Origin of the sequence: Kitasatospora sp. NPDC056446 (genome assembly GCF_042796115.1) — a bacterium.
Classification (GTDB): Bacteria; Actinomycetota; Actinomycetes; order Streptomycetales; family Streptomycetaceae; genus Kitasatospora.
Genome location: NZ_JBHTRF010000012.1, coordinates 103,926 through 123,702, shown reverse-complemented (window position 1 = coordinate 123,702; position 19,777 = coordinate 103,926). Strand labels below are relative to the sequence as shown.

The window sequence follows — 19,777 nt, the reverse complement described above, 5'->3', positions numbered from 1 at the left end:
GAGGATCTCGGTACCTGCCCCGCCGACCGCCAAGGACCACGGATGCCTCGCTTCGCCGCCAGGGTCAGCGCCGCCGTCGCGCTGGCCGCCGTGCTCGCCCTCGCCACGGCCGCCCCGGCTTACGCCGACCCGCCCGTGCCCGCCGTCACCGACCTGGTCGGCGCCGGCGCCCCGGCCACCGACGCGCTCTTCAACCAGTTCTCGGCGGACTACAACGCCTCGCTCGCGGCGGCCGGAGACACCACCTCGCCCCGGCTGTACAGCTGGGACGCGCGCGGCGGGGGCACCATCACGCCGAAGACGGGCGCCATCTCGATCCTCCGGCCGGCCAACAGCAACACGGCCGCGCTCGCGCTCGTGAACAACAGCAGCGCAACGGTCGACTTCGTCCGGCTGAACCGACCGCCCCGGTTCACCGACCCGACCACGCTCGACTTCGTCGCGTTCGCCAAGGACGCGGTGAGCTGGGCGGCCCCGGCCGGCGGCAACGCCCCGGCGAGCCTGAGCGGCGCCGTGCTGAGGTCGATCTACGCCTGCGACATCACCAACTGGCGGCAGGTCGACCCGAGCCTGCCGGACGCGACGATCAGGCCGGTGGTGCCGGGCTGGTTCGCCTCGGACCCCGGCAACCGTTGGTCGTCCTTCTCCTCGGACGAGACGGTCTCCCTGGGCAACGCGGTGACCGGCGGATTGGGAACGTTCTACGCCGGCCCGTGCGTGACCTCGGGCGTCGGGGACAACCAGGGGTCGGAGGACATCCTGCACGATCCGAACGCGATCGTTCCCTACTCGGTCGGCCGGTGGGTCGGCCAGGTGACCGGGGGGCACCGGAAGCCGGGCGACGACCCGGGCGTCCTCGTCCCGCACGGCATCGACGGGGTGCCTTCCGTCGCCAACGGGACGCTCAACCCGTCGTTCATGTCGACCCCGTACAGCCGCATCCTGTACACGGGACTGCGGGACGCCGAGTGGCGGGGCACCGACGCGCACTCGCAGGCGCTGCGGAACGTGTTCGGAAACCGCGGCTGGCTCTGCACCAGCCCGGTGGCCGCGGCCGACCTCCAGAGCTACGGCTTTCTGCGGCTGTCCAGTTTCGCCTGCGGTACGACGACTCACTCCTGATCGCTCCCGAGCCGACGCGTGCCGGGGACTCCTGAGCCGACGAACCGCCGGTCCGGGGCCCCGGCCAGGCCGCGCGTCAAGGGCGCGTGTGGGGGCCGGGGCCCAAAGTCCCACCCGTTCGGCCCCTTGGCCCCTGGCGATCGGCGCCGCCGCGCGCCATGCTGCCGGTAACCGGCCGGGACGATCCGCGCCCGGTCGGACCAGCACCGTTGGACGAGGTGAACCGGCGTGCGGCATGCGACCGTCGAATCCGTGATGACCAGCCCCGTGGTCCTGGTCTCGCCCGAGACCGGGTTCCGGGAGATCGTGACGCTGCTGAGCGAGTACGACATCACCGGAGTACCGGTGGTGGACCCCGAGGGCCGGCCGCTCGGCGTGGTCTCGGAAGCCGACCTGCTGCGCACCCTCGCGGCCCGGGAGGACCCGGGCAGCCTGCTGCCGGCGCCCGAGTCGGCGCAGGTCGGCCCGGACGGCGAGATCACCGCGGCCGGCCTGATGACCGCCCAGCCGGTCTGCACCACGCCCGGCACCAGCATCGTCGCGGCGGCCCGGATGATGAGCCGGCACGGGCTGAAGCGGCTCCCGGTGCTGGACGAGGAGGGGCGGGTCACCGGCATGGTCAGCCGGGGCGACCTGCTGCGGGTCTTCCTGCGCGAGGACGTGGTGATCCGGCGGGAGATCGTCGAGGAGGTGCTCGGCCGGATCGAGGGGGTCAGTCCGGCCGAGATCGGGGTGGAGGTCAACCAGGGGCGGGTGGTGCTCAGCGGCACCGTGCCCGAGCCCTACCTGGTGCCGATCGTGCTCAACCTGTGCCGCTCGGTGGACGGCGTGATCTCGGTGACCGACCGGCTCGGCGCCGGGGGCGCCGCGGCGGTCGGCTGATCCGGCGGGGCGGCGGTCGGCCGATCCGTCGCGGTGGCGCGGCCGTCGGACCGGCTCGGACCCGGGCGGTCCGCTTCGCATACAGCGGAGCGTATCGGGTAACTCACTCTGTGTGCCCGGCCGATCTGACTGCCGGGGTACCGGAGCACCGGGGAGGCAGCCGTGGCAGTCGTGTTCGACGCGGACTTCACTTCGACCACGCAGTGGACCGCAGGGCGCAGCAGCGCCTATCCCCGGATGGGGCCGACCAACCGGAGTGACCACAAGCTCGACTACCTCGGCCGCGGGTACTGCCCCGGCGGGGTGTTCACCGCGACCCGGCGGCACAGCGGCGGGCTGTGGACCTGCAGCCTGCTGACCACGGAGGGCAGCCCGGACGCCTTCCAGCTCCGCACCGGGGACGTGCTGTCGGCAACGGTGACGCTGCCCGTCGGGCTGGGCGCCTGGCCCGCGATCTGGACCTGGCGGGACGGCGGCAACGAGGTGGACGTCTTCGAGTACCACCCGGACAACCCGGATCTGCTGGAGATCTCCAACCACGTCCGGGGCGGCTTCCGGTACTGGCACGGCGGCGGCGCCGGGATCGCTCCCGGGGCGACGTTCGGCCTGCGGGTGGTGCTCGGCGCGCACTCGGTGGACTGGTACGTGGAGGACGAGCTGGTCTACGCGGACCTGCACGGGGTCGGGTCCGGCTGGCACGCGTACCTGATCGTCAACCTGTCGGTGGCGGACGGTACGTACCACGACCGGCCGCCGATCGGCGGGCCGGACCGGCTGAGCTGGGTCTGCCACAGCCTCCAGGTCGAGCGCTGAGCCCGCGGGGCGTCGGGGCGGGGCCGCCGGCTCAGGGCGCGAAGGCGGCGGTGATCGGGCCGTGCGGGCCGGAGCGCCGGAACCAGACGGCCCGGCGGTGCGGGCCGATGTGGGCGGGATCGGTCACGTACAGGTCGTCGCGCGGGGCGCGCTCGTTGCCCGGGGCGAGGGCCGCGTCCACGGCCCGGTCGGCGAGGGTGCGCAGCAGGGCGGTGGCGGTGGCCTCGGCGGCGGGCGGAGCGATGGCGAGCGCGGTGAGCTCGGCCCAGAGCGTGGTGGCGACGTAGGTGATCGGGGAGTGGCCCAGCGACGGGTGGCGGCCGGGGTCGGGGTGGCGCCGCAGCAGCCCGGCCGCGACGAGCTGCTCGGGCGGGCGGTCGTCGACCGGCGGGCGGTGGGTCGGGTGCGAGTACGGGGCCACGAGCGGCACGCTACCCCGAAGGCGCGCGGGCCCTGGGTGCCGGAACGTTTTCTCAGGCGTTCTTCACGGTACTTTCGCCGTCTCCGGGCGCACGATGGTGGTAAGCGCCGATCACCTCGGCAGGCCCCGACGGGGCCGGAGGAGGAGGTCCTGATGAGGCACTGGCACGGGCTCGGGCACGGCCGCGGAGTGGGCGGCTGGGGCATCGGGCTGATGGCGATCGGGACCCTGCTGGTCCTGGCGCTGCTCGTGCTCCTCGCCGTCGCCCTGTTCCGGTACGTCTCGCGCACCCGGCAGCCGGTCCCGCCCGCCCCGCCGGGTGCCGCCGGGCACGGGCCGGGCGGCACGAGCGGGTGGGCGACCGGGTCGACCCCGGAGCAGATGCTGGCGGAGCGGTTCGCGCGGGGCGAGATCGACACGGAGGAGTACCGGCACAGGCTCGACACGCTGCGCTCGGCGAACGGGCCGGGCGCGGGCTGACCGGGCGGTCGGGCCCGCCGCACGTGGTGTGCGGCGGGCCCGGGGTGCCGATGAAGGCCTCGGCGGGGGCTTCGGCGGTGGGCTCGGCGGCGGCCGTACGGTGCCGGGCGAGGCGCCGTACGGCGAGCCGGGGGCCGGGGCCGGGAGCTGCGAGCCGGGGGTGAGGGCTGCGAGCCTGGGGTGGGGGCTGCGGGGTTACTCGACGACGAGCTCGACCGGGATGTTGCCCCGGGTGGCGCGGGAGTACGGGCAGACCTCGTGCGCCTGCTTGACCAGCAGCTCGCCGGTCTCGCCCGCCAGGGAGTCGGGCAGCTCCACGCGCAGCACGACGGAGAGGCCGAAGCCGGCGCCGTCCTTGCCGATGGAGACCTCGGCGGTCACCGAGATCTCGCCGGTGTCCACCCGGGCCTGCCGGCCGACCAGGCCGAGGGCGCTGGCGAAGCAGGCCGCGTAGCCGGCCGCGAACAGCTGCTCGGGGTTGGTGCCCTGGCCGTTGCCGCCGAGTGCCGGCGGCATCGCCAGCGCGAGGTCCAGCTGTCCGTCGGAGCTGACGGCGCGGCCCTCCCGGCCGTTGGCGGTGGCGGCGGCGGTGTAGAGCGCGTCCATGATCGGTCCCCTTCGTGGTGCTGCGGTCGCTCGGATGCGGCGGGCCCGGGGTGCCGCCTTTGCTCCGGCGGCCCGGCCGGTGTCCTGCCGTGCGACAAGTAGAACACGCAATTCAATTGCGCACAACTCAATGGCGCGAGTGCGATCGCTACCATGGAGCCATGACCACGCTCCCCGGCATGGCGGACGAGGAACTGCTCCGCCTCGACCACCAGATCTGCTTCTCGCTCAACGCGGCCTCCCGCGCCTTCGGCGGCACCTATCGGGTCCTGCTCCGGGACCTCGGGCTCACCTACCCGCAGTACCTGGTCATGCTGGTGCTCTGGGAGGACGGCGAACTGCCCGTCAAGCGGATCGGCGAGCGCCTGCGACTCGACTCCGGCACGCTGTCCCCGCTGCTCAAGCGGCTGGAGGCGGCCGGGCTGGTGCGCCGCGAGCGCAGCGCGCAGGACGAGCGATCGGTCACCGTCGCACTCACGCCGGAGGGGTCGGCGCTGCGCGAGCGGGCCGGGCAGGTCCCGCGCCGACTGCTCGCCGCGACCGGACTGCCGGTCGAGGACCTGGCCGCGCTGCGCGGGCTGCTGGAGCGGGTGACGGCCGCGCTGGACTCGGCGACGGTGGAGCCGGCGCCGTAGGGACGGCGGCGCGCGGGTGGGGTGGTACGGGTGCTTGTCAAGCCGCTGCCGCGCGGACTGTGATCTGGGTCACGTGCCGACGGGTTCGGCGGGGCTCGCGCGCTCGAACCGGCAGGTCAGCGGTGCTGTTCGAAAGTGAACGGAAACGTTCGCCAATTGTCCGCCCGATCGGGTCAACATCGCGCGGCCTCCGGACGGTTACACCACGAGCCCCCAAAGGGCCGTCGGCGTGCCACCCGGTGGGCCGGCCAGCTGACCCACGAAAGGGGGGCGTGCATGAACACTCCCGGGCCGGGCGAGGAGCGGGGCCTCCGGGCGGACCCGCTCGGCGACCTGCCGACCGACTTCGCCGTCTTCTTCACCCGCGAGAACTCCGGCTACCTCCGCTACGCCCAGCAGCGGCTGCGCCACCGTGAGGACGCCCAGGACGCGGTCCAGAACGCGGGCACCACGCTGTACAAGAACTGGCGCCGCGCCCTGGCCAGCGCCGATCCGCAGGCCTTCGCCTTCAAGGTCGTGAAGGACGCGGTGGTGGACGTCCTGCGCGAGCGCCGCCGCACCGAACGCAAGCGGCTGCGGGTGATCGCCCAGCGCCGTCCCGACACCAGCCAGGACGAACTGGAGGAACTCGCCGAACTGGACGCGCTGGACTGGGCGATGGACGAACTCGCGCGGGCCGCGCCGGTCCAGGCCGACGTCGTCCGACTCCGCCAGGCGGGCCTCTCGTACCACGACATCGGCCGGTCGCTCGGCATCGCGCACACCACCGCCCGCACCTACTACAGCCTCGGGCGGCGCCACCTGGAGTACCTGCTGGAGCACCCGGACGACGACGGAGTGGAGACATGAGGGTCACGGACCTGCTGCGCACGCACTCCGCCGAGCTGGAGCGGGAGTTCGACGACCACGACCCGGTGGCCTTCACCCGGCGGCTGGCCGAGCGGCTCGCCGCCGCGCGCCGGCCCGCCCCGGCCGTGCGCGAGCGCCCCGCCCGTCCACCGGCCGGTGCCCGGCCGCCGCACGCTCCGGCGGCGGGAGCCACCCCGGGGGCGGGGCCCGGGTCGGGGGCCGGACCGGGCCAGGGCGCGAACGCGGCCGCGGGCCGGAGCCCGGGGCCGGGTGGCGGACCCGGTACGGGCGGCGGGCCGGGTACGGGCGTGGGGGCCGGGCAGTCGCCCTGGGCCGGGGGGCGGGCGGAACTCCGGCGGGACCTGCGCCACCTGTGCGCGGGCGTCGCGGGCGCCGCGACCCCGGGGGAGCTGGCCCTGGACCTCGAACTCGCCGAGAAGACCGCCTTCCGGACCCTCGGCTGCCTGCTCTACGGGATGGGCCGCACGGCCGACGGCGTCTTCTGGTGGCGGATAGCGGCCCAGTACGGCGACCAGTTGGCCGTGCACTGCCTGGCCGTGCACTACACCGCCGAGGGGGAACCGCGCGATGCCGCCCGCTGGGCCGCCCAGGCCCAGGACCTCAGCGGCCCGGGCCGACTGCCCGCCCTGGCTCCGAACGCCCGGCCGAGCGGCGCGGCCGAACTGGCGCGGGTGCTGGCGGAGCGCTACGACGGGGAGATCCTGCTGACCCTGCGGGAGGCGGTGGCGGCGGCGCGGCCGAGGGCGCACCCGGCGCGGTTGGGCGTCCGGGCGGTGCGGGGGCGGGGGGTGGTACGGATCCGGTGATTCGGCCGGGGGCGGGGCAGCGTGGTGCGGGGGTGCGGTGCGGGGTCGGGCCGGGTCGGGTTGGTGCGGGGTCGGGGTCGGGATCGGGCCGTCGGGTGGTGGCCGGGGCGCGACCGGGACCACGGTCCGCGCGGCGGGAACGGCGGAGGCCGCCGCACCGGTGTGGTGCGGCGGCCTCCGTGGCCGGCCGGCCCGCAGGACCTGCGGGGGAGCGGTCCGGGGACCGGCGGCCGGGTCAGTCGGTGCCGGACTCGATCGCCGCGTGGTCGAGCGCGGTGGACTCCTCCGCGTCGCCGGTGCCCGCGGCGATCGGCGCGGCGCCGCCCGGGGCGAGCTCGCCGATCAGGCCGCTCCACGGCGCCAGCTGGCCGTGCACCGCGTACTGCTCCAGCTTGCTGCGCGAGTCGGCGATGTCCAGGTTGCGCATGGTCAGCTGGCCGATGCGGTCATCCGGGACGAACGCGGCGTCGACGCTGCGCTCCATGGACAGCTTCTCGGGGTGGTAGCTGAAGTTGGGGCCCTGGGTGTCGATGACCGAGTAGTCCTGGCCGCGCCGCAGCCGCAGCGTGACGCTGCCGGTGACCGGGTGGCCGATCCAGCGCTGCATGCTGTCCCGGAGCATCAGGGACTGCGGGTCGAACCAGCGGCCCTCGTAGAGCAGCCGGCCGAGCCGACGGCCCTGGGTGTGGTAGGTGGCGAGGGTGTCCTCGTTGTGGATCGCGTTGAGGAGCCGCTCGTAGGCGATGTGCAGCAGCGCCATGCCCGGGGCCTCGTAGATGCCGCGGCTCTTGGCCTCGATGATCCGGTTCTCGATCTGGTCGGACATGCCGAGGCCGTGGCGTCCACCGATGCGGTTGGCCTCGTGGACCAGCTCGACGTCGTCGGCGAAGCCCTGGCCGTTGATCCGGACCGGGCGGCCGAACTCGAACTCGACGGTGATGTCCTCGGTCTGGATCTCGACCGCCGGGTCCCAGAAGGCCACGCCCATGATCGGGCTGACGATCTCCAGCGAGGCGTCCAGGTACTCCAGCCGCTTGGCCTCGTGGGTGGCGCCCCAGATGTTGGCGTCGGTGGAGTAGGCCTTCTCGGCGGAGTCCCGGTACGGGAGGTCACGCTCGGAGAGCCACTCGGACATCTCCTTGCGGCCGCCGAGCTGGTCGACGAACGCCTGGTCCAGCCACGGCTTGTAGATCCGCAGGCTGGGGTTGGCCAGCAGGCCGTAGCGGTAGAACCGCTCGATGTCGTTGCCCTTGTAGGTGGAGCCGTCGCCCCAGATCGACACCTCGTCGTCCTGCATCGCGCGGACCAGCAGGGTGCCGGTCACGGCGCGGCCGAGCGGGGTGGTGTTGAAGTACGTCTGCCCGGCGGAGCGGATGTGGAAGGCGCCGCAGGCGAGGGCCGCGAGGCCCTCCTCGACCAGCGCGGCCCGGCAGTCCACCAGGCGGGCCTGCTCGGCGCCGTACGCGCGGCCCCGGGCCGGGACGTCGGAGAGGTTCGGCTCGTCGTACTGGCCGATGTCGGCCGTGTAGGCGTAGGGGACGGCACCGTGCTCGCGCATCCACGCGACGGCGACGGAGGTGTCCAACCCACCGGAGAATGCGATGCCGATCCGTTCCCCGACCGGCAGCTTGCTCAAGACCTTCGACATGGATGCACCCTTGACCCGCGTGGAGCGGGACCCTGATCTAGCGACGTGTGACTGGATTTCGGCGTATTCGATCCGATGCCCGAACTCTGGCATAGATTTGCAGAGTAATGCAAGGGCATGCGATCGCCCGGGCTGCGGAGAACGCTCGCCACGCCCGCTCCGGCCTCGGGTCGACCTGGTCAACGCGCTTCCCCCGTAGCCCTGTTGGGGTCGGCGGGCGGCGGGCGGCGGGCGGCGGGCGGCGGGCGGCGGGCGGCGGGCGGCGGGCGGCGGGCGGGTGCGGGTGCGGGGTGGGGCCCGGGTCGTCTCAGCGCGGTACGGGCGCGGCCCGGGTGCGCAGCCAGGCCGTCCGGGAGACGAGCACGCCCAGGCCGAGCGCGACCAGGTGCCCGGCGTCGGCCAGCTGCTGGTCCGCCGCCCAGGCGGTGGCCAGGGCCAGGGCGAGCGCCGGGAGGCCGTAGCGGCGCAGTGGGGCCGGGCCCAGGGCGAGCAGGCACGCGCCGGTGGCGACCAGACCGTAGCTGATGCCCACGTCCCTGGCCCGGGAGAGCGCGCCGGGGATGTGGGCGGTCAGCATCACCCACATGGCGCCCTCGGTGAGCAGAGTGGCTCCCACGTGTCCGAAGGCGAAGGCGGCGATGGCCCTGGCTGGGCCCCAGCGCCACTCGGCCAGGCCCAGCACGACGGCGACCGCCGCGATGCCCGCCCAGGCGGGCACCCCGTCGACCACCAGGCCGCTGGTGAAGATCGTCCACCACTTGCCCACTTCCATGTGGTGGACGTTGCTGCTGTTGTGCCGGACGAACCTGGCGCGCCCGGCGTGGCCCTGGCTCGCCAGCCAGGCGGCGGTCGCGGTCAGCAGCAGGACGTAGACCGTGGTGAGCCGCAGGCGGGCGGCCACTCTCGCTGCGGAGCGCCGGGGCGTGGCGGAGTCGGCCGGTGTCCTCGTGTCGAGGCGATCGCTCATCGAGCCTGGTGCCCTTGCTCTGCGGTTCCCGGTGCCGGCACGCCCGGTGCGTGGCCGACGAGGTCGTGGCCGGGAGGGTCGGATCGCCAGCGTACGTCAGCGGGTGGTGATCGTCGGGCGCCGTCATCGGCCGGTTGACGGAGCCCGCCGTCGGCGGCCGGGCCGTCGGGCTTCGCGGGGTGGGCTCCGGGGTGGCGGCGCGGGGTGACGTGGTGGCCGGTGGGGGCGGGTCACCCGTACGGGCCGCCACGGCGGCGGGTGGCTGCCGGGCGGGGGCAGGGTGGGGGAAGGGCGGAGGAGAGACGGGGGGAAGGGCGGGGGAGAGGCCGGTGAAGGACGGGTGAGATCGGCAAGGAGAGGGCGGCGAGCGGGCGGGGAGCAGCGGGGGAGGGCGGCAGGGCGACAAGGGGGTGACGAGTGGCGACAAGGAGGCGGCGATGGCCGGCAGCACCGTCCGGGGCTCCGAGGAGCACCGGCGGCCCTGGTGGGCGCGCACCGCCCGTGCGGTCCGGGCCTACGTCCGGCGCGCCCCGGGCACCTACATCTGGCTGGCGATCCTGCTGGTCACCACCCAGGTGATCCGGCACGTGGAGCCGGCGACCGCGGACCGCATCCTGGAGCGGCGCTCGACCAATCTGCACCATCTCCAGGTCTCACCGGTCCGCGTCCTGGTGACCAGCGCCCTGTGGATCGCGGGCGGCGGGTGGCTGTCCTACTTCCTCCTCTACAACCTCTTCCACGTGCCCGCCGAGCGCTGGCTCGGCACAATGCGCTGGCTCTCGGTGGCGCTGCTCGCGCACGTGGGCGCGACCTACCTCAGCGAGGGGGCGCTCGGGTGGGCGATCCACCGCGGGATCGCCTCCCCGAGTGCCGTCTACACCCTCGACTACGGCGTCAGCTACGCGCTCGCCGGTGTGGTCGCGGTGCTCACCTACCTGCTCGTGCGGCCCTGGCGGTACCTGTACGCGGCGGGTGTGCTGATCGTCTACGGCCTGGGCGTGCAGCAGAGCCGGGACTACACGAGCCTCGGCCACTTCAGTGCGGCGCTGATCGGCTTCGCCTGCTACCCGCTGACCCGCGACCGCCCGGGATCCTTCGACCCGGTCGCCTCCGCGCGGACGCTCCGGCAGCGGGTGCGCGGACACCGGGCGCGCGGGCGCTGACCGGCTGCTCGCCGGGGGCGGGCCACCGTCGCCGCCGTCCCACTCCGCCTGACGGTCATTCATATTCGGTGAATGCCAACTGTTCGAAACCGTAAGGCCATTACCGTCTTCTTACCGTACAGCCCTTCCCCCGGCAGGAGCGGCCCAGCAGGCTTCCCCTGTTTCCGCCGAGTCCGCGCGACCGCGCGACCGGCCGCAGGGGAGGACCGCGACCGTGCCCACCAGGCAACGACGACGGCTGCTGTTGAGCGCCGTCACGCTCACCGTGTTCGGATTGACCACCACCCAGGCGCTCGCCGCGCCGCCCGTGCCCCCGGAGCCGCAACCGTGGCAGGTCCGGCACCAGGCGGACATCGGGAAGCAGCACGCCCAGCGGGTCCGGAACGCCGCCGGTACGACGAGCGCCGCCCCGGGCCTCAGCCCGCGGGCCGAGACGGAGGGCGGGGACGGCGGTGGCGAGGCGGAGAACTCCGCCGAGGGCACCGCGCAGTACACCGAGGCCCGGACCGCGCCCGGCGTGATCGCGCCGGGCGCCTACGGCGCGGCCTGGGCCCAGTTGCAGTCCATGCCGCGCACCGGCGGCAGCTGGGACCACGTCACGGACAAGCCGTACGACTCGGACGACCCGCGCTACCGCGACGTCAACTCCAACTCCAGCGGCGGCGCGGGGCTGGTGACCGGCCGGATCACCGGCCTCGCGGCCGACAACGGCGGCTACGTCTACGCGGGCGGCGCCAACGGCGGGGTGTTCCGCTCGCGCACCGGCGGCGGGCACTGGGAACCGATCGCCGACAAGCTGCCCACGCTGTCCACCGGCACCCTGAACCTGGACGACGGCGGCCGGCTCTGGTACGCCACCGGGGAGTCCAACACCGGCGCGACCTCGTACGTCGGCACCGGCGTGTACGTGCTCGCCGACCCCCGGCACGGCGAGTTCCAGCCCGGCAGCCGGGTCGGCGGGGCCGAGCTGGAGTCGACCATCATCCACGCGCTGCGCTTCGGCGGCGGCAAGGTGTGGGCGGCCACCAGCCGGGGGGTGTGGAGCCACTCGACCACGACCCTGTCGGGCCCGTGGTCGCTGGAGTTCGCGCCCAACCCGGAGTACCTGCCCGGCGGTCCGAAGGCCGCGGACCCGGCCGCGCCGTACAAGAACATCGCCAACGACATCGCGATCGACCCCAAGGACCCGAGCAAGGTCGTCCTGGCGGTGGGCTGGCGCGGCGGCGACACCTACAACGGCTTCTACGGCAAGGCGGCGGACGGCACTTGGCAGCGGGTCGGCTCGCTCGGCGACCTGCCGTCCGACGCGGCGAACGTCGGCAACGTGACCTTCGCGCGGTCGGCGGACGGCTCGCGCTACTACGCGATCGACCAGTCCCCGGCCGTCATGGCGAGCGACCCGGACACCGGGCTCAAGGGTGTCTACGTCTCGAAGTCGGGCTCCCCGTCCGGCCCGTGGACGCTGATCGCGGACAAGGACAAGCTGAAGAACTCCGGCTCCGCGCTCCAGGACGCCGGCTACCAGCCCGGCATCCAGGCCTGGTACAACCAGTTCCTCCAGGTCGACCCGGCGAACCCGGACCACGTGTACGCGGGACTGGAGGAGGTCTTCGAGACCACCGACGGCGGCACCAGGTGGGCCACCGTCGGGCCCTACTGGAACAACCCGTTCCCGTGCTGGAGCATCGACCCGGCCAAGCAGACCGGTGACTGCTCGCAGACCACCCACGCCGACCAGCACGCCGTCGCCTTCGGCAGCTACCAGGGCAAGGCGAACGTCTACGTCGGCGACGACGGCGGTGTCTACCGGCGCCCGGCCGACGGGAAGCTGGACGCCTACGGCCACGCCAAGGACTGGACGCCGCTCAACGACGGCACCATGGACACCCTGCAGTACTACTCGGTCGGCGTCGGCAAGGACCCGGCGGACCGCTCCGGCCGGGGCGTGATCGTCAGCGGCGGCCTCCAGGACAACGGCCAGTCGATCCTGCGCGCCCACGACAAGGTGATGGGCTCCAACTTCGGCGGCGACGGTGCGGACACCCTCGTCGACCCGGCCGACGGCTGCAACATCGCCCAGGAGTACGTCTACCTCGACATGTGGGTCACCCAGAACTGCGCGGTCAACGACGGCAGCTGGACGAAGGACCCGAGCAAGGCCACCTCCTACGAGGTCGCCCCGCCGGACAAGGACCTCGGCGGTGCCGGCGCCCGCTTCATCGCGCCGATCACCAGCGACCCGAAGGACGGCAACACCTGGATCGCCGGCGGCCGGCACGTCTGGGTGCAGCACAAGGGCTACGCGATCCGCAGCGGCAGCGAGTGGACCTCGGCCTACGACCTCGGCGAGGGCCACGTCGCGACGGCCGTCGCCACCGTCGACGGCACGGTGTACGCCGGCTGGTGCGGCCCGTGCAACAACGTGGGCTTCAGCCGCGGCATCGCGGTGGGCAAGACGGACGGCACCGGCTGGCACCAGCTGAACCTGCCGGTCGACGGCGCCTTGCCGAACCGCTACATCTCCTCCTTCGCGGTGGACGAGAGCGACGCCCGGCACGTCCTCGTCGCCTTCAACGGCTTCTCACGGACCTGGACCGAGGGCCCCGGCGCGGGCATCGGCCACCTCTTCGAGACCCACGACGGCGGCGCCACCTGGAGCGACGTCTCGGGCAACCTGCCGGACGTCCCCGCCACCTCGGCCAAGATCCTGCCGAACGGCGGGCTGGCCCTCGGCACCGACCTCGCCGCGTTCTACCGTGCGCCGGGCACCACCGACTGGCGGATCCTCGGCCGCAACCTGCCCACCACCGCCGTGCAGCAGTTGAAGACCGGCCCGGACGGCAAGCTCTACGCCGCCACCTTCGGCCGCGGCATCTGGTCCTTCGACCTGCGCCGCCTCGGCCACGGCCGCTACGACGAGACGGACGGCTGACCGCTCGACCCGCTCGACCGCTTGACGGTCAGGGCCGCATGACCGGCCAGCCGGCCGGCCCGTCCCGGCCGGTGCGCGTTGCCTGTTTGCCGCTGCCCGGCCCGCTCCTCACGAGCGGGCCGGGCAGCGGCCTGGTTTCCGGGCGGGCCGGGCAGCCCGCGCGGTGGGCGCCCACCGGTCGGCTACTGGCCGACGCGCTGGGCCACACAGAGGATGTTGCCCTCGCTGTCCTTGAACCAGGCAGCGCGCATACCCTCTCCCTCGGCGACGCCGTCGACGGTCTTCAGACCGGGGAAGTCGTACTCCTCGAAGGCGATGCCGCGGTCGCGGAGACCGGCCATCTCACCGTCGAGGTCGGCGACCTTGAAGCTGGCGAGGGTGTGGGCGGCCTGTCCACCACTGGGTGTGCGGTAGACGGTGAACTGGGTGCCGCCGCAGTCGCAGGCGAACTCCTCCTCACCCTCATCGGTGAGCTTGAGGCCGAGGGTGTCGGTGTAGAAGGACTTGGCGCGGGCGAGATCGGTGGCGGGGATGACTGCTTGCAGCGGTGCGTCTCCAAGCATGGTGTTTCGCCTCCTCCCTGGTACCAGGCTAGGGAGCCGGGAGACCTGCCGCCCGGTGGGCGGGGACCCGCTTCGGGGTGTGTGCGCGGGGTCGCCAGGAGTCATGCGGGGGACAGCCTCCAGAGCGAGGTGACCTCCGCGGCGCGGGCGGCGTGGAGCAGGTCGACCGCGCCGGTGACAGTGGCCCTCGGGTGGCGGGGGACGGTGTCCAGCCGGCCGGTGACGTGCAGGCCGGCCCTGGCGACGGCGGCGAGCAGCTTGGCACGGGAGCGCAGGCCGAGGTGTTCGGCCAGGTCGGAGAGGACGAGCCAGCCCTCGCCGCCGGGCAGCAGACGGCGGGCCAGGCCGTCGAGGAACCCGTGGAGCATCCCGCTGTCCTGGTCGAAGACACCTCGGTCGAGGGCGGAAGCCGGCCGGCCAGGGAGCCACGGGGGATTGCAGACGACCAGGGCGGACCGGCCGTCGCCGGGCGGGTAGAGGCGGGTGCCCGCCGCCTCGATGCGGTCGGCGAGGCCGAGGCGGTGGGCGTTGTCGCGAGCGCAGACGAGCGCGCGCGGATCGGCGTCGGTGACGAGGACCCGGTGAAGGCCGCGCCGGGCGAGGACAGCGGCGAGCACCCCCGTACCGGTGCCCAGGTCCTCGGCGGTGGGGCTGTCCGAGGCGGCCGCCGGCAACGGCGCCCGGGCGACGAGATCGACGTACTCGTTGCGGACCGGCGAGAAGACCCCGTAGTGCGGGTGGATGCGGGCACCGAGTGCGGGGACCTCGACGCCCCTGGTCCGCCACTCATGGGCGCCGATCACGCCGAGGAGCTCGCGCAGGGACACGATTCTGTTGTCAAGGAGCGGTCCGTAGGCGGCCAGGCAGGCCGCTCGGACATCGGGTGCCCGGTCGAGCCGGACCCTGTGGTCCGAGGCCAGCGGCACCAGCAACATGCCGAGGACGCGCGCGAGGCGGGCGCGTTCCAGGCGATGCTGCCGGAAGGCCTCGGCCGGGGAGTCGGGTGCGGATCGGGATCGGGACCGGCGCCGCTCGGCGCGGCGGCGCATGGCCTGTAGGAGACGGAGCGCGCCGGGGTAGTCGCCCTGCCAGAGCAGGGCGGTGCCCTCGCAGGCGAGCCGGTAGGCGGCCTCGGCGCGCAGGGTGTCGTCGGCGGCGATCAGGCGACGCGGCGGGGGCGTGCCGTTCTCGCTGTGCCAGGTTGCGGGCAGCGTGGAGAAGGTGGGCGGGGGGACGATGCCGGGCCGGTGGGTTTCGTGCACCGGGACTCCTCGTGGTCGAACGTGCAAGGGGGCACGAAGGAGCACTTCGACGAGGAGGTGAGCAGCAGGTGCGCCGGGCGGTGCCGCGCCGGAGTGGCAGGGGCGGGCGTCAGGCCGGGTGCGGCTCACGCGTCGAAGCGCGAGCCGGGAGATCACCGAGCACGAGGCCCGGCACAGCTGCGGGTGGTATGCCGCTGATCATGGCGGGCCTCCTTCCTGAACACGTCGTCCGTGACCGGTTGTTCATACGCTTTCACGCGGTGTGGTCGGTTCGCAACCGATTTATCATCCGCCCTGTGGCCAACCGTCCGGCACGCGCTCCAGGACGCCCGCTCCGAACAGCTCGTACAGCGGCAGGGTCTCCAGGTGGACGTAGCCGATGTGGCAGTCGCAGACCGGCAACGGGCAGGGCCGAGGCCCGAGTCGGGCACGGTAGCTGCCGTCGTAGAGGTTGCCGAGGACGTCCCGGACGAAGTGGCAGCGGCGGACGGTGCCGTCGCCGTCCACCGACAGCACGGACTCACCGGTGCGGCAGGGCAGCCCGGCGCTCGGGTGGGCGTGCCGGCTGTAGCCGAAGTGCGGGTCGAGGCCGGCCCACCGGGCCGCCTCCTCGTCGGTGTAGTGGTGCCCCTCGGCGGCGTTGATCCACAGGTAGACGCCCTCGGCGAGTTCCGCGCGCAGCCGGCGGGCCTCGTCGAGGTGCTCGGGCAGACCGACCACGCCGACGCTGTAGCGGACGCCGAGCGCGTCCAACTCGCGGCACTTGGCGAGGAAGCGGTCGCGGGTCACCTGGCCGGGGTGGTACGTCACCCAGAGGGCGAGGGCGTCGAGGTCCGCCTCGGCAAGCCAGTCGGTGCGGCAGCTCAGATTGGTCTGGATCACGACCCGCCGGACGTGCGGGAGGCGGCTCAGCTCGACCAGGGCGCGGCGGTACCAGGAACGGACCAGGCCCTCGCCCCAGGGGGTGAACAGCAGCGACAGGGTGTCGCCGGTGCCCCCGTGCCCGGCCGCCCAGCCGGTGAAGCGCTCCAACGCGGCCCGGTCGGCGCGCAGTTGCTCCGGAGCGTCGCGGCGCTTGGCGAACGGGCAGTAGGGGCAGTCGTAGTCGCAGGAGGCCAGCGGTCCGCGGTAGAGCAGGGTGAGCTGCCGGGCGCCGTCCTCGGGGCCGGCCGCCGGGGACGGCGAAACGGCGGGGGAGGGGGAAGAACCGGGAGCGGGGGCGGTGGCGGGCATGCCGAGGAAGGTCATTTCGCCTCGTACGCCGCCATCCGGGCCCGGACCTCGGGCGAGAACAGCATCGGACCGGCCGCGTCCGAGTGCGCCAGACCCTCCGGGGAGAGCCGCAGGCGCTCGGGGTCGCCGACCGCGAGCCAGCCGCGCTCGGCGAAGTCGGCCAGCTCGGCCGGGAAGTGCTCGGCGGGGGAACCGCCGAACCGGGCACGGTAGTCGGCGAGCGGCATGCCCTCGGCCTGGAGCAGCGACTGCACCAGGTGGCGCCGGCGCGGCTCCCCGTCACCCATCCAGTGGCCCACCTCGGCGCGGTGGAAGTCCTCGGTCGCGACGTACGCGTCGATGATGCCGCGCACCTCGGTGGCGTTCACCGCGTAGTCGAAGGAGTAGTGCAGCCGCGAGGTGTAGGAACGGGCGCCGCAGCCCAGGCCGACCATCCCGTCGGTCTGGCAGGCGTACTCGCTCGACCCCGCCTGCGGGGAGGCCGCGCGGCGGAACATCCGCATCGACACCTGCTGGTAGCCGCAGGCCAGCAGGTGGTCGCGGCCGGCGCGGTAGAGCGCCAGCCGGCGGGCGTCCCAGGCGGCCTCGCCCTCCTGCTCGCCGCGCCGGGCCAGGCCGGTCAGCGGACGGACGTACAGCGGGTAGAGGTACAACTCCTCGGGCTGCCAGACGAGCGCGGTGTCCAGCGAACGGAGCCAGCTCGCCTCCGTCTGGCCGTCTATGCCGTAGATGAGGTCGATGTTGAGCACCGGGAACCCGGCGTCGCGGATCCGGCCGAGGGCCGCTTCCACCTCGGCCCGCTTCTGCGGCCGGACGGCGGAACGGGCCTCGGCGTCGTCGAAGGACTGCACGCCCAGGCTCAGCCGGGTGGTGCCCCGGGCGGCCAGCACCTCCAGCCGGTCGGCGGTCGCGGTGGCGGGCGAGGCCTCCACCGAGAGCGGCACCGCCCGCAGGTCGGCGCCCATCCGCTGCTCGGCGATGTCGCACAGCCGCTCCAGCTCACCGGCCGTCAGGTAGGTGGGCGTGCCGCCGCCGAACGCGGCCAGCGCGAACCGGGCGCCGTCCTCCAGCGCCTCGCGCACGGCCGAGGCCTGGCGCTCCAGGGCGTCCAGGTAGGCCGTGGTCAGGCCCTCGGGGCTGCCGATCCGGGTGAACAGGTTGCAGAAGCCGCAGCGGACCTCGCAGAAGGGGACGTGCAGATAGAGCGACAGCGCGTGCTGCGGCTCCCCGGCCCACAGCTCGCGCAGCGACGGGCGCTCGGCCAACGGTCGGTAGGCCGTCTTGTGCGGGTAGGCGTAGACGTACGACTGGTACGGCGACTCGGGGCGCGGGGGTGCGGTGGTCATGCGCGCTCCTCGGGGGCGGCGGGGGCGTCCGCCGCGCGGGCGGGGACGGTGAAGTGGGCGTACGGGACCGTCCAGACGACCTCGTGGCCGATCCGGTGGCCGGTGTGGCCGTCCTCGCCGTACGCCGTGCCGTGGTCGGAGCAGACGATCGCGAAGCAGGGCCGGCGGGCACTCATCGCGGCGAAGAGCCGGCCGATGTGGGCGTCCACGTACTCCAGGGCGGCCGCGTGGCTGTCCCGCGAGTCGCCGTGGTCACGCGTCGCGCCGGGCAGGTGGAACCAGTTCGGCTGGTGCAGCGCGGAGACGTTCAGGAAGAGGAACAGCGGCTGTCCGGCGGGCTGTTCGGCGGCGACCTGTTCGGCCCGGGCGACCTGCTCCTCGAAGGACGTCGGCGACGCCACGCCCATGCCGGGTGACCAGTGGCTCTCCTGGAAGAGGCCGGGGAGCACCGAGCCGAGCGGGCCCTGCTTGTTGAAGAAGCCGACACCGCCGACGCACACCGTGCGGTACCCGGCCGCGCCCAGGGCCGTCGGGAGGTCCGGGGCGTCGAAGACCCAGGTACGGGTGGCGGTGCTCTCCGAGCCGGCGAAGCGGGCCGCGAACAGGCGGGGGTGCGGGCCGTCGGGGGAGACCGGGGTCGGCAGGAAGCCGGCGAAGATCGCCTGGTGGGAGGCGTAGGTGAAGCTGCCGGGCGCGTGCCGGCGCTCCCACCGGCCCTCCGGGAGGAAGGCGGCGAGGTTCGGGATCCGGCCGGCGGCGGCCAACTCCTCGGCGACGTCGAAGCGGAGCGTGTCGAGGGTGACGAGCAGCAGGTCGTGGGTGCCCACGACCGCGTTCATGTCGGGTGCGGGTGCGGGTGCGGGTGCGGGTGCGGGTGCGGGTGCGGTGGTCGGGTGGGTCATCGAGCGGGTTCCGTGATCTGCTGGTCCGTCGCCCCGAGCGGCGAGCGGGAGGGTGCGGAGAGGACGGCGAGCTGGGCGCCGTAGGTGTCGAGGCCCTCGGCGGGGCCGCCCGGCAGGCCGGTGAGGTTGGGGAGCAGGTCGCCGAAGGCGTTCACCTCGCCGACCAGGGCGCGCCGCCAGCCCGTGGTCGGCAGTACGTCGACGCCGACCATGGGGGAGGCGGGGAAGCAGGCGGCGGCGCGCTCGGCCGTCTCCAACAGGGCCGGCCAGGCGGCGCCGGCGGCCTCCCGGGCCTGGTCGAGACTGCCCCGGGCACCGCCGAGGTGCAGGTTGGTCATGGGCCGGGCGCTGGTGCGCACCACGACATGGGTGGCCCGGCCCGCCACCACCACGACCCGCAGGTCCGCCGAACGGCCGGACTGCGAGGCCTTGGGGATCCACTGTTCGACGTGCAGCCCGTCCGGGGCCAGACGGTCGACGATCTCGGCGACCTCCCGTTCGCCGCGGTAGCGGCGCACGCGCAGCGAGTTGTGCAACTGCCCGTCGGCCAGCTCGACCGAGGTGGTGGCCTGCACCTGCCCGCGCGGCCCGAACTCCAGGGCCGTCACCCCGGAGGCGGAGGAGCCGTGCGCGGGCTTGACGAAGACCCGGTGCAGACCGGCCTCGGTCAGGCGCCCGCGCAACTGCTCCCAGCCGGTGACCTCCCCGCCCAGCGCCCGGGGCACCGGGACCCCGGCCGCGGCGAGCAGCGCGTGTGCCCGGCGCTTGTCGAACATCACGGCGATCTCCTCCGGATCGCCCAGGAGCCGGGCGCCCGGCCGTGTGGCCAGCCCGCGCAGCGCCGCCATCACCCCCGCGTACCAGGCGGCGGTGCCCTCGACCCTGGTCGGCGCGTAGCCGGGGCCGAGCGAGGGGCCGCGCAGCAACCGGTCGACCTCCGGCTCCTCGCCGGGCGACTCGACGCGCAGCAGACCGCCCTCGGGCAGCCGGTACCGGCCGCGCAGGACGTCCAGCCAGGGCAGGACGGCCGGTTCGGGGAGGCCGGCGGCCCGGGCGGCGTCGGCGAACAGTGTCACCCGCCGGTGGCCCGGATTGCCGAGGACGGTCAGCTGCGGCGTCATCGTCG

19 protein-coding genes are annotated in these 19,777 nt (G+C 74.0%); 9 read left to right on the top strand and 10 right to left on the bottom strand.

The window, feature by feature from the left end; genetic code table 11:
• Positions 1–42 precede the first annotated feature (42 nt).
• The 3 genes from ACFQ6N_RS11175 (at position 43) to ACFQ6N_RS11165 (ending at position 2,817) form a co-directional block, all read left to right on the top strand.
• On the top strand, positions 43–1,122 hold the full coding sequence (locus ACFQ6N_RS11175; protein WP_380648493.1) for a hypothetical protein: 1,080 nt from the start codon (positions 43–45) through the stop codon (positions 1,120–1,122).
• Positions 1,123–1,377: 255 nt separating this feature from the next.
• A complete protein-coding gene (locus ACFQ6N_RS11170) occupies positions 1,378–2,004 on the top strand; it encodes a CBS domain-containing protein (RefSeq protein ID WP_380648546.1) in 627 nt (208 codons plus the stop codon).
• A 162-nt stretch (positions 2,005–2,166) separates the two neighbouring features.
• A complete protein-coding gene (locus tag ACFQ6N_RS11165; RefSeq protein WP_380648492.1) occupies positions 2,167–2,817 on the top strand; it encodes a beta-glucanase in 651 nt (216 codons plus the stop codon).
• Between the two features lie 31 nt (positions 2,818–2,848).
• On the opposite strand, the gene ACFQ6N_RS11160 is transcribed toward ACFQ6N_RS11165, so the two are convergent.
• Complete coding sequence (locus ACFQ6N_RS11160) at positions 2,849–3,238, bottom strand: hypothetical protein (protein WP_380648491.1); 390 nt, start codon at positions 3,236–3,238, stop codon at positions 2,849–2,851.
• Positions 3,239–3,391: 153 nt separating this feature from the next.
• On the opposite strand from ACFQ6N_RS11160, the gene ACFQ6N_RS11155 reads away from it, so the two are divergent.
• On the top strand, positions 3,392–3,718 hold the full coding sequence (locus ACFQ6N_RS11155) for an SHOCT domain-containing protein (RefSeq protein WP_380648490.1): 327 nt from the start codon (positions 3,392–3,394) through the stop codon (positions 3,716–3,718).
• A gap of 195 nt (positions 3,719–3,913) precedes the next feature.
• Here ACFQ6N_RS11155 and ACFQ6N_RS11150 read toward each other — a convergent pair whose 3' ends face one another.
• The gene (locus ACFQ6N_RS11150; RefSeq protein WP_380648489.1) at positions 3,914–4,324 is read right to left on the bottom strand and encodes an organic hydroperoxide resistance protein; all 411 of its coding nucleotides are present in this window, start codon (positions 4,322–4,324) and stop codon (positions 3,914–3,916) included.
• A 161-nt stretch (positions 4,325–4,485) separates the two neighbouring features.
• Between ACFQ6N_RS11150 and ACFQ6N_RS11145 the strand changes: the two genes are divergently transcribed.
• From ACFQ6N_RS11145 to ACFQ6N_RS11135, 3 genes are all read left to right on the top strand, one after another.
• Complete coding sequence (locus tag ACFQ6N_RS11145) at positions 4,486–4,959, top strand: MarR family winged helix-turn-helix transcriptional regulator (protein ID WP_380648488.1); 474 nt, start codon at positions 4,486–4,488, stop codon at positions 4,957–4,959.
• 276 nt (positions 4,960–5,235) lie between these two features.
• Complete coding sequence (locus tag ACFQ6N_RS11140) at positions 5,236–5,808, top strand: RNA polymerase sigma factor (protein WP_380648487.1); 573 nt, start codon at positions 5,236–5,238, stop codon at positions 5,806–5,808.
• Positions 5,805–6,635, top strand: a complete 831-nt coding sequence (locus ACFQ6N_RS11135; RefSeq protein WP_380648485.1) for a hypothetical protein — start codon at positions 5,805–5,807, stop codon at positions 6,633–6,635. Before ACFQ6N_RS11140 ends, ACFQ6N_RS11135 begins: the two co-directional genes overlap by 4 nt.
• 235 nt (positions 6,636–6,870) lie before the next feature.
• On the opposite strand, the gene argG is transcribed toward ACFQ6N_RS11135, so the two are convergent.
• Both argG and ACFQ6N_RS11125 read right to left on the bottom strand, forming a co-directional pair.
• Entirely contained in the window at positions 6,871–8,283 is a 1,413-nt protein-coding gene (argG, locus tag ACFQ6N_RS11130; protein ID WP_380648484.1) for an argininosuccinate synthase, read from the bottom strand.
• A 307-nt stretch (positions 8,284–8,590) separates the two neighbouring features.
• On the bottom strand, positions 8,591–9,250 hold the full coding sequence (locus ACFQ6N_RS11125) for a rhomboid-like protein (RefSeq protein WP_380648483.1): 660 nt from the start codon (positions 9,248–9,250) through the stop codon (positions 8,591–8,593).
• A gap of 437 nt (positions 9,251–9,687) precedes the next feature.
• On the opposite strand from ACFQ6N_RS11125, the gene ACFQ6N_RS11120 reads away from it, so the two are divergent.
• Together ACFQ6N_RS11120 and ACFQ6N_RS11115 are read left to right on the top strand one after the other, a co-directional pair.
• On the top strand, positions 9,688–10,413 hold the full coding sequence (locus ACFQ6N_RS11120; RefSeq protein WP_380648482.1) for a rhomboid-like protein: 726 nt from the start codon (positions 9,688–9,690) through the stop codon (positions 10,411–10,413).
• 214 nt (positions 10,414–10,627) lie between these two features.
• Positions 10,628–13,345, top strand: coding sequence for a glycosyl hydrolase (locus ACFQ6N_RS11115; RefSeq protein WP_380648481.1), 2,718 nt, complete (start codon positions 10,628–10,630; stop codon positions 13,343–13,345).
• A gap of 182 nt (positions 13,346–13,527) precedes the next feature.
• Here ACFQ6N_RS11115 and ACFQ6N_RS11110 read toward each other — a convergent pair whose 3' ends face one another.
• The 6 genes from ACFQ6N_RS11110 to ACFQ6N_RS11085 all read right to left on the bottom strand — a co-directional run bounded on the left by ACFQ6N_RS11110 (position 13,528) and on the right by ACFQ6N_RS11085 (position 19,772).
• Positions 13,528–13,908, bottom strand: coding sequence for a VOC family protein (locus ACFQ6N_RS11110; RefSeq protein ID WP_380648480.1), 381 nt, complete (start codon positions 13,906–13,908; stop codon positions 13,528–13,530).
• 101 nt (positions 13,909–14,009) lie between these two features.
• Entirely contained in the window at positions 14,010–15,170 is a 1,161-nt protein-coding gene (locus ACFQ6N_RS11105; RefSeq protein ID WP_380648479.1) for a methyltransferase, read from the bottom strand.
• Between the two features lie 285 nt (positions 15,171–15,455).
• Complete coding sequence (locus tag ACFQ6N_RS11100) at positions 15,456–16,403, bottom strand: STM4011 family radical SAM protein (protein WP_380648478.1); 948 nt, start codon at positions 16,401–16,403, stop codon at positions 15,456–15,458.
• 11 nt (positions 16,404–16,414) lie between these two features.
• Complete coding sequence (locus ACFQ6N_RS11095) at positions 16,415–17,749, bottom strand: STM4012 family radical SAM protein (RefSeq protein WP_380648477.1); 1,335 nt, start codon at positions 17,747–17,749, stop codon at positions 16,415–16,417.
• A complete protein-coding gene (locus tag ACFQ6N_RS11090; RefSeq protein WP_380648545.1) occupies positions 17,746–18,588 on the bottom strand; it encodes an STM4013/SEN3800 family hydrolase in 843 nt (280 codons plus the stop codon). The genes ACFQ6N_RS11095 and ACFQ6N_RS11090 overlap by 4 nt, the downstream gene beginning before the upstream one ends.
• 59 nt (positions 18,589–18,647) lie before the next feature.
• Positions 18,648–19,772, bottom strand: coding sequence for an STM4014 family protein (locus tag ACFQ6N_RS11085; protein WP_380648475.1), 1,125 nt, complete (start codon positions 19,770–19,772; stop codon positions 18,648–18,650).
• Between the last annotated feature and the right edge of the window lie 5 nt (positions 19,773–19,777).

What these genes read in the sequence shown, in the direction of transcription:
- ACFQ6N_RS11175 (WP_380648493.1), top strand. Translation starts at nt 43, where the DNA reads ATGCCTCGCTTCGCCGCCAGGGTCAGCGCCGCCGTCGCGCTGGCCGCC.
- ACFQ6N_RS11170 (WP_380648546.1), top strand. Translation starts at nt 1,378, where the DNA reads ATGACCAGCCCCGTGGTCCTGGTCTCGCCCGAGACCGGGTTCCGGGAG.
- ACFQ6N_RS11155 (WP_380648490.1), top strand. Translation starts at nt 3,392, where the DNA reads ATGAGGCACTGGCACGGGCTCGGGCACGGCCGCGGAGTGGGCGGCTGG.
- ACFQ6N_RS11150 (WP_380648489.1), bottom strand. Translation starts at nt 4,324, where the DNA reads ATGGACGCGCTCTACACCGCCGCCGCCACCGCCAACGGCCGGGAGGGC.
- ACFQ6N_RS11145 (WP_380648488.1), top strand. Translation starts at nt 4,486, where the DNA reads ATGACCACGCTCCCCGGCATGGCGGACGAGGAACTGCTCCGCCTCGAC.
- ACFQ6N_RS11140 (WP_380648487.1), top strand. Translation starts at nt 5,236, where the DNA reads ATGAACACTCCCGGGCCGGGCGAGGAGCGGGGCCTCCGGGCGGACCCG.
- ACFQ6N_RS11135 (WP_380648485.1), top strand. Translation starts at nt 5,805, where the DNA reads ATGAGGGTCACGGACCTGCTGCGCACGCACTCCGCCGAGCTGGAGCGG.
- argG (WP_380648484.1), bottom strand. Translation starts at nt 8,283, where the DNA reads ATGTCGAAGGTCTTGAGCAAGCTGCCGGTCGGGGAACGGATCGGCATC.
- ACFQ6N_RS11125 (WP_380648483.1), bottom strand. Translation starts at nt 9,250, where the DNA reads ATGAGCGATCGCCTCGACACGAGGACACCGGCCGACTCCGCCACGCCC.
- ACFQ6N_RS11120 (WP_380648482.1), top strand. Translation starts at nt 9,688, where the DNA reads ATGGCCGGCAGCACCGTCCGGGGCTCCGAGGAGCACCGGCGGCCCTGG.
- ACFQ6N_RS11110 (WP_380648480.1), bottom strand. Translation starts at nt 13,908, where the DNA reads ATGCTTGGAGACGCACCGCTGCAAGCAGTCATCCCCGCCACCGATCTC.
- ACFQ6N_RS11100 (WP_380648478.1), bottom strand. Translation starts at nt 16,403, where the DNA reads ATGCCCGCCACCGCCCCCGCTCCCGGTTCTTCCCCCTCCCCCGCCGTT.
- ACFQ6N_RS11095 (WP_380648477.1), bottom strand. Translation starts at nt 17,749, where the DNA reads ATGACCACCGCACCCCCGCGCCCCGAGTCGCCGTACCAGTCGTACGTC.
- ACFQ6N_RS11090 (WP_380648545.1), bottom strand. Translation starts at nt 18,588, where the DNA reads ATGAACGCGGTCGTGGGCACCCACGACCTGCTGCTCGTCACCCTCGAC.
- ACFQ6N_RS11085 (WP_380648475.1), bottom strand. Translation starts at nt 19,772, where the DNA reads ATGACGCCGCAGCTGACCGTCCTCGGCAATCCGGGCCACCGGCGGGTG.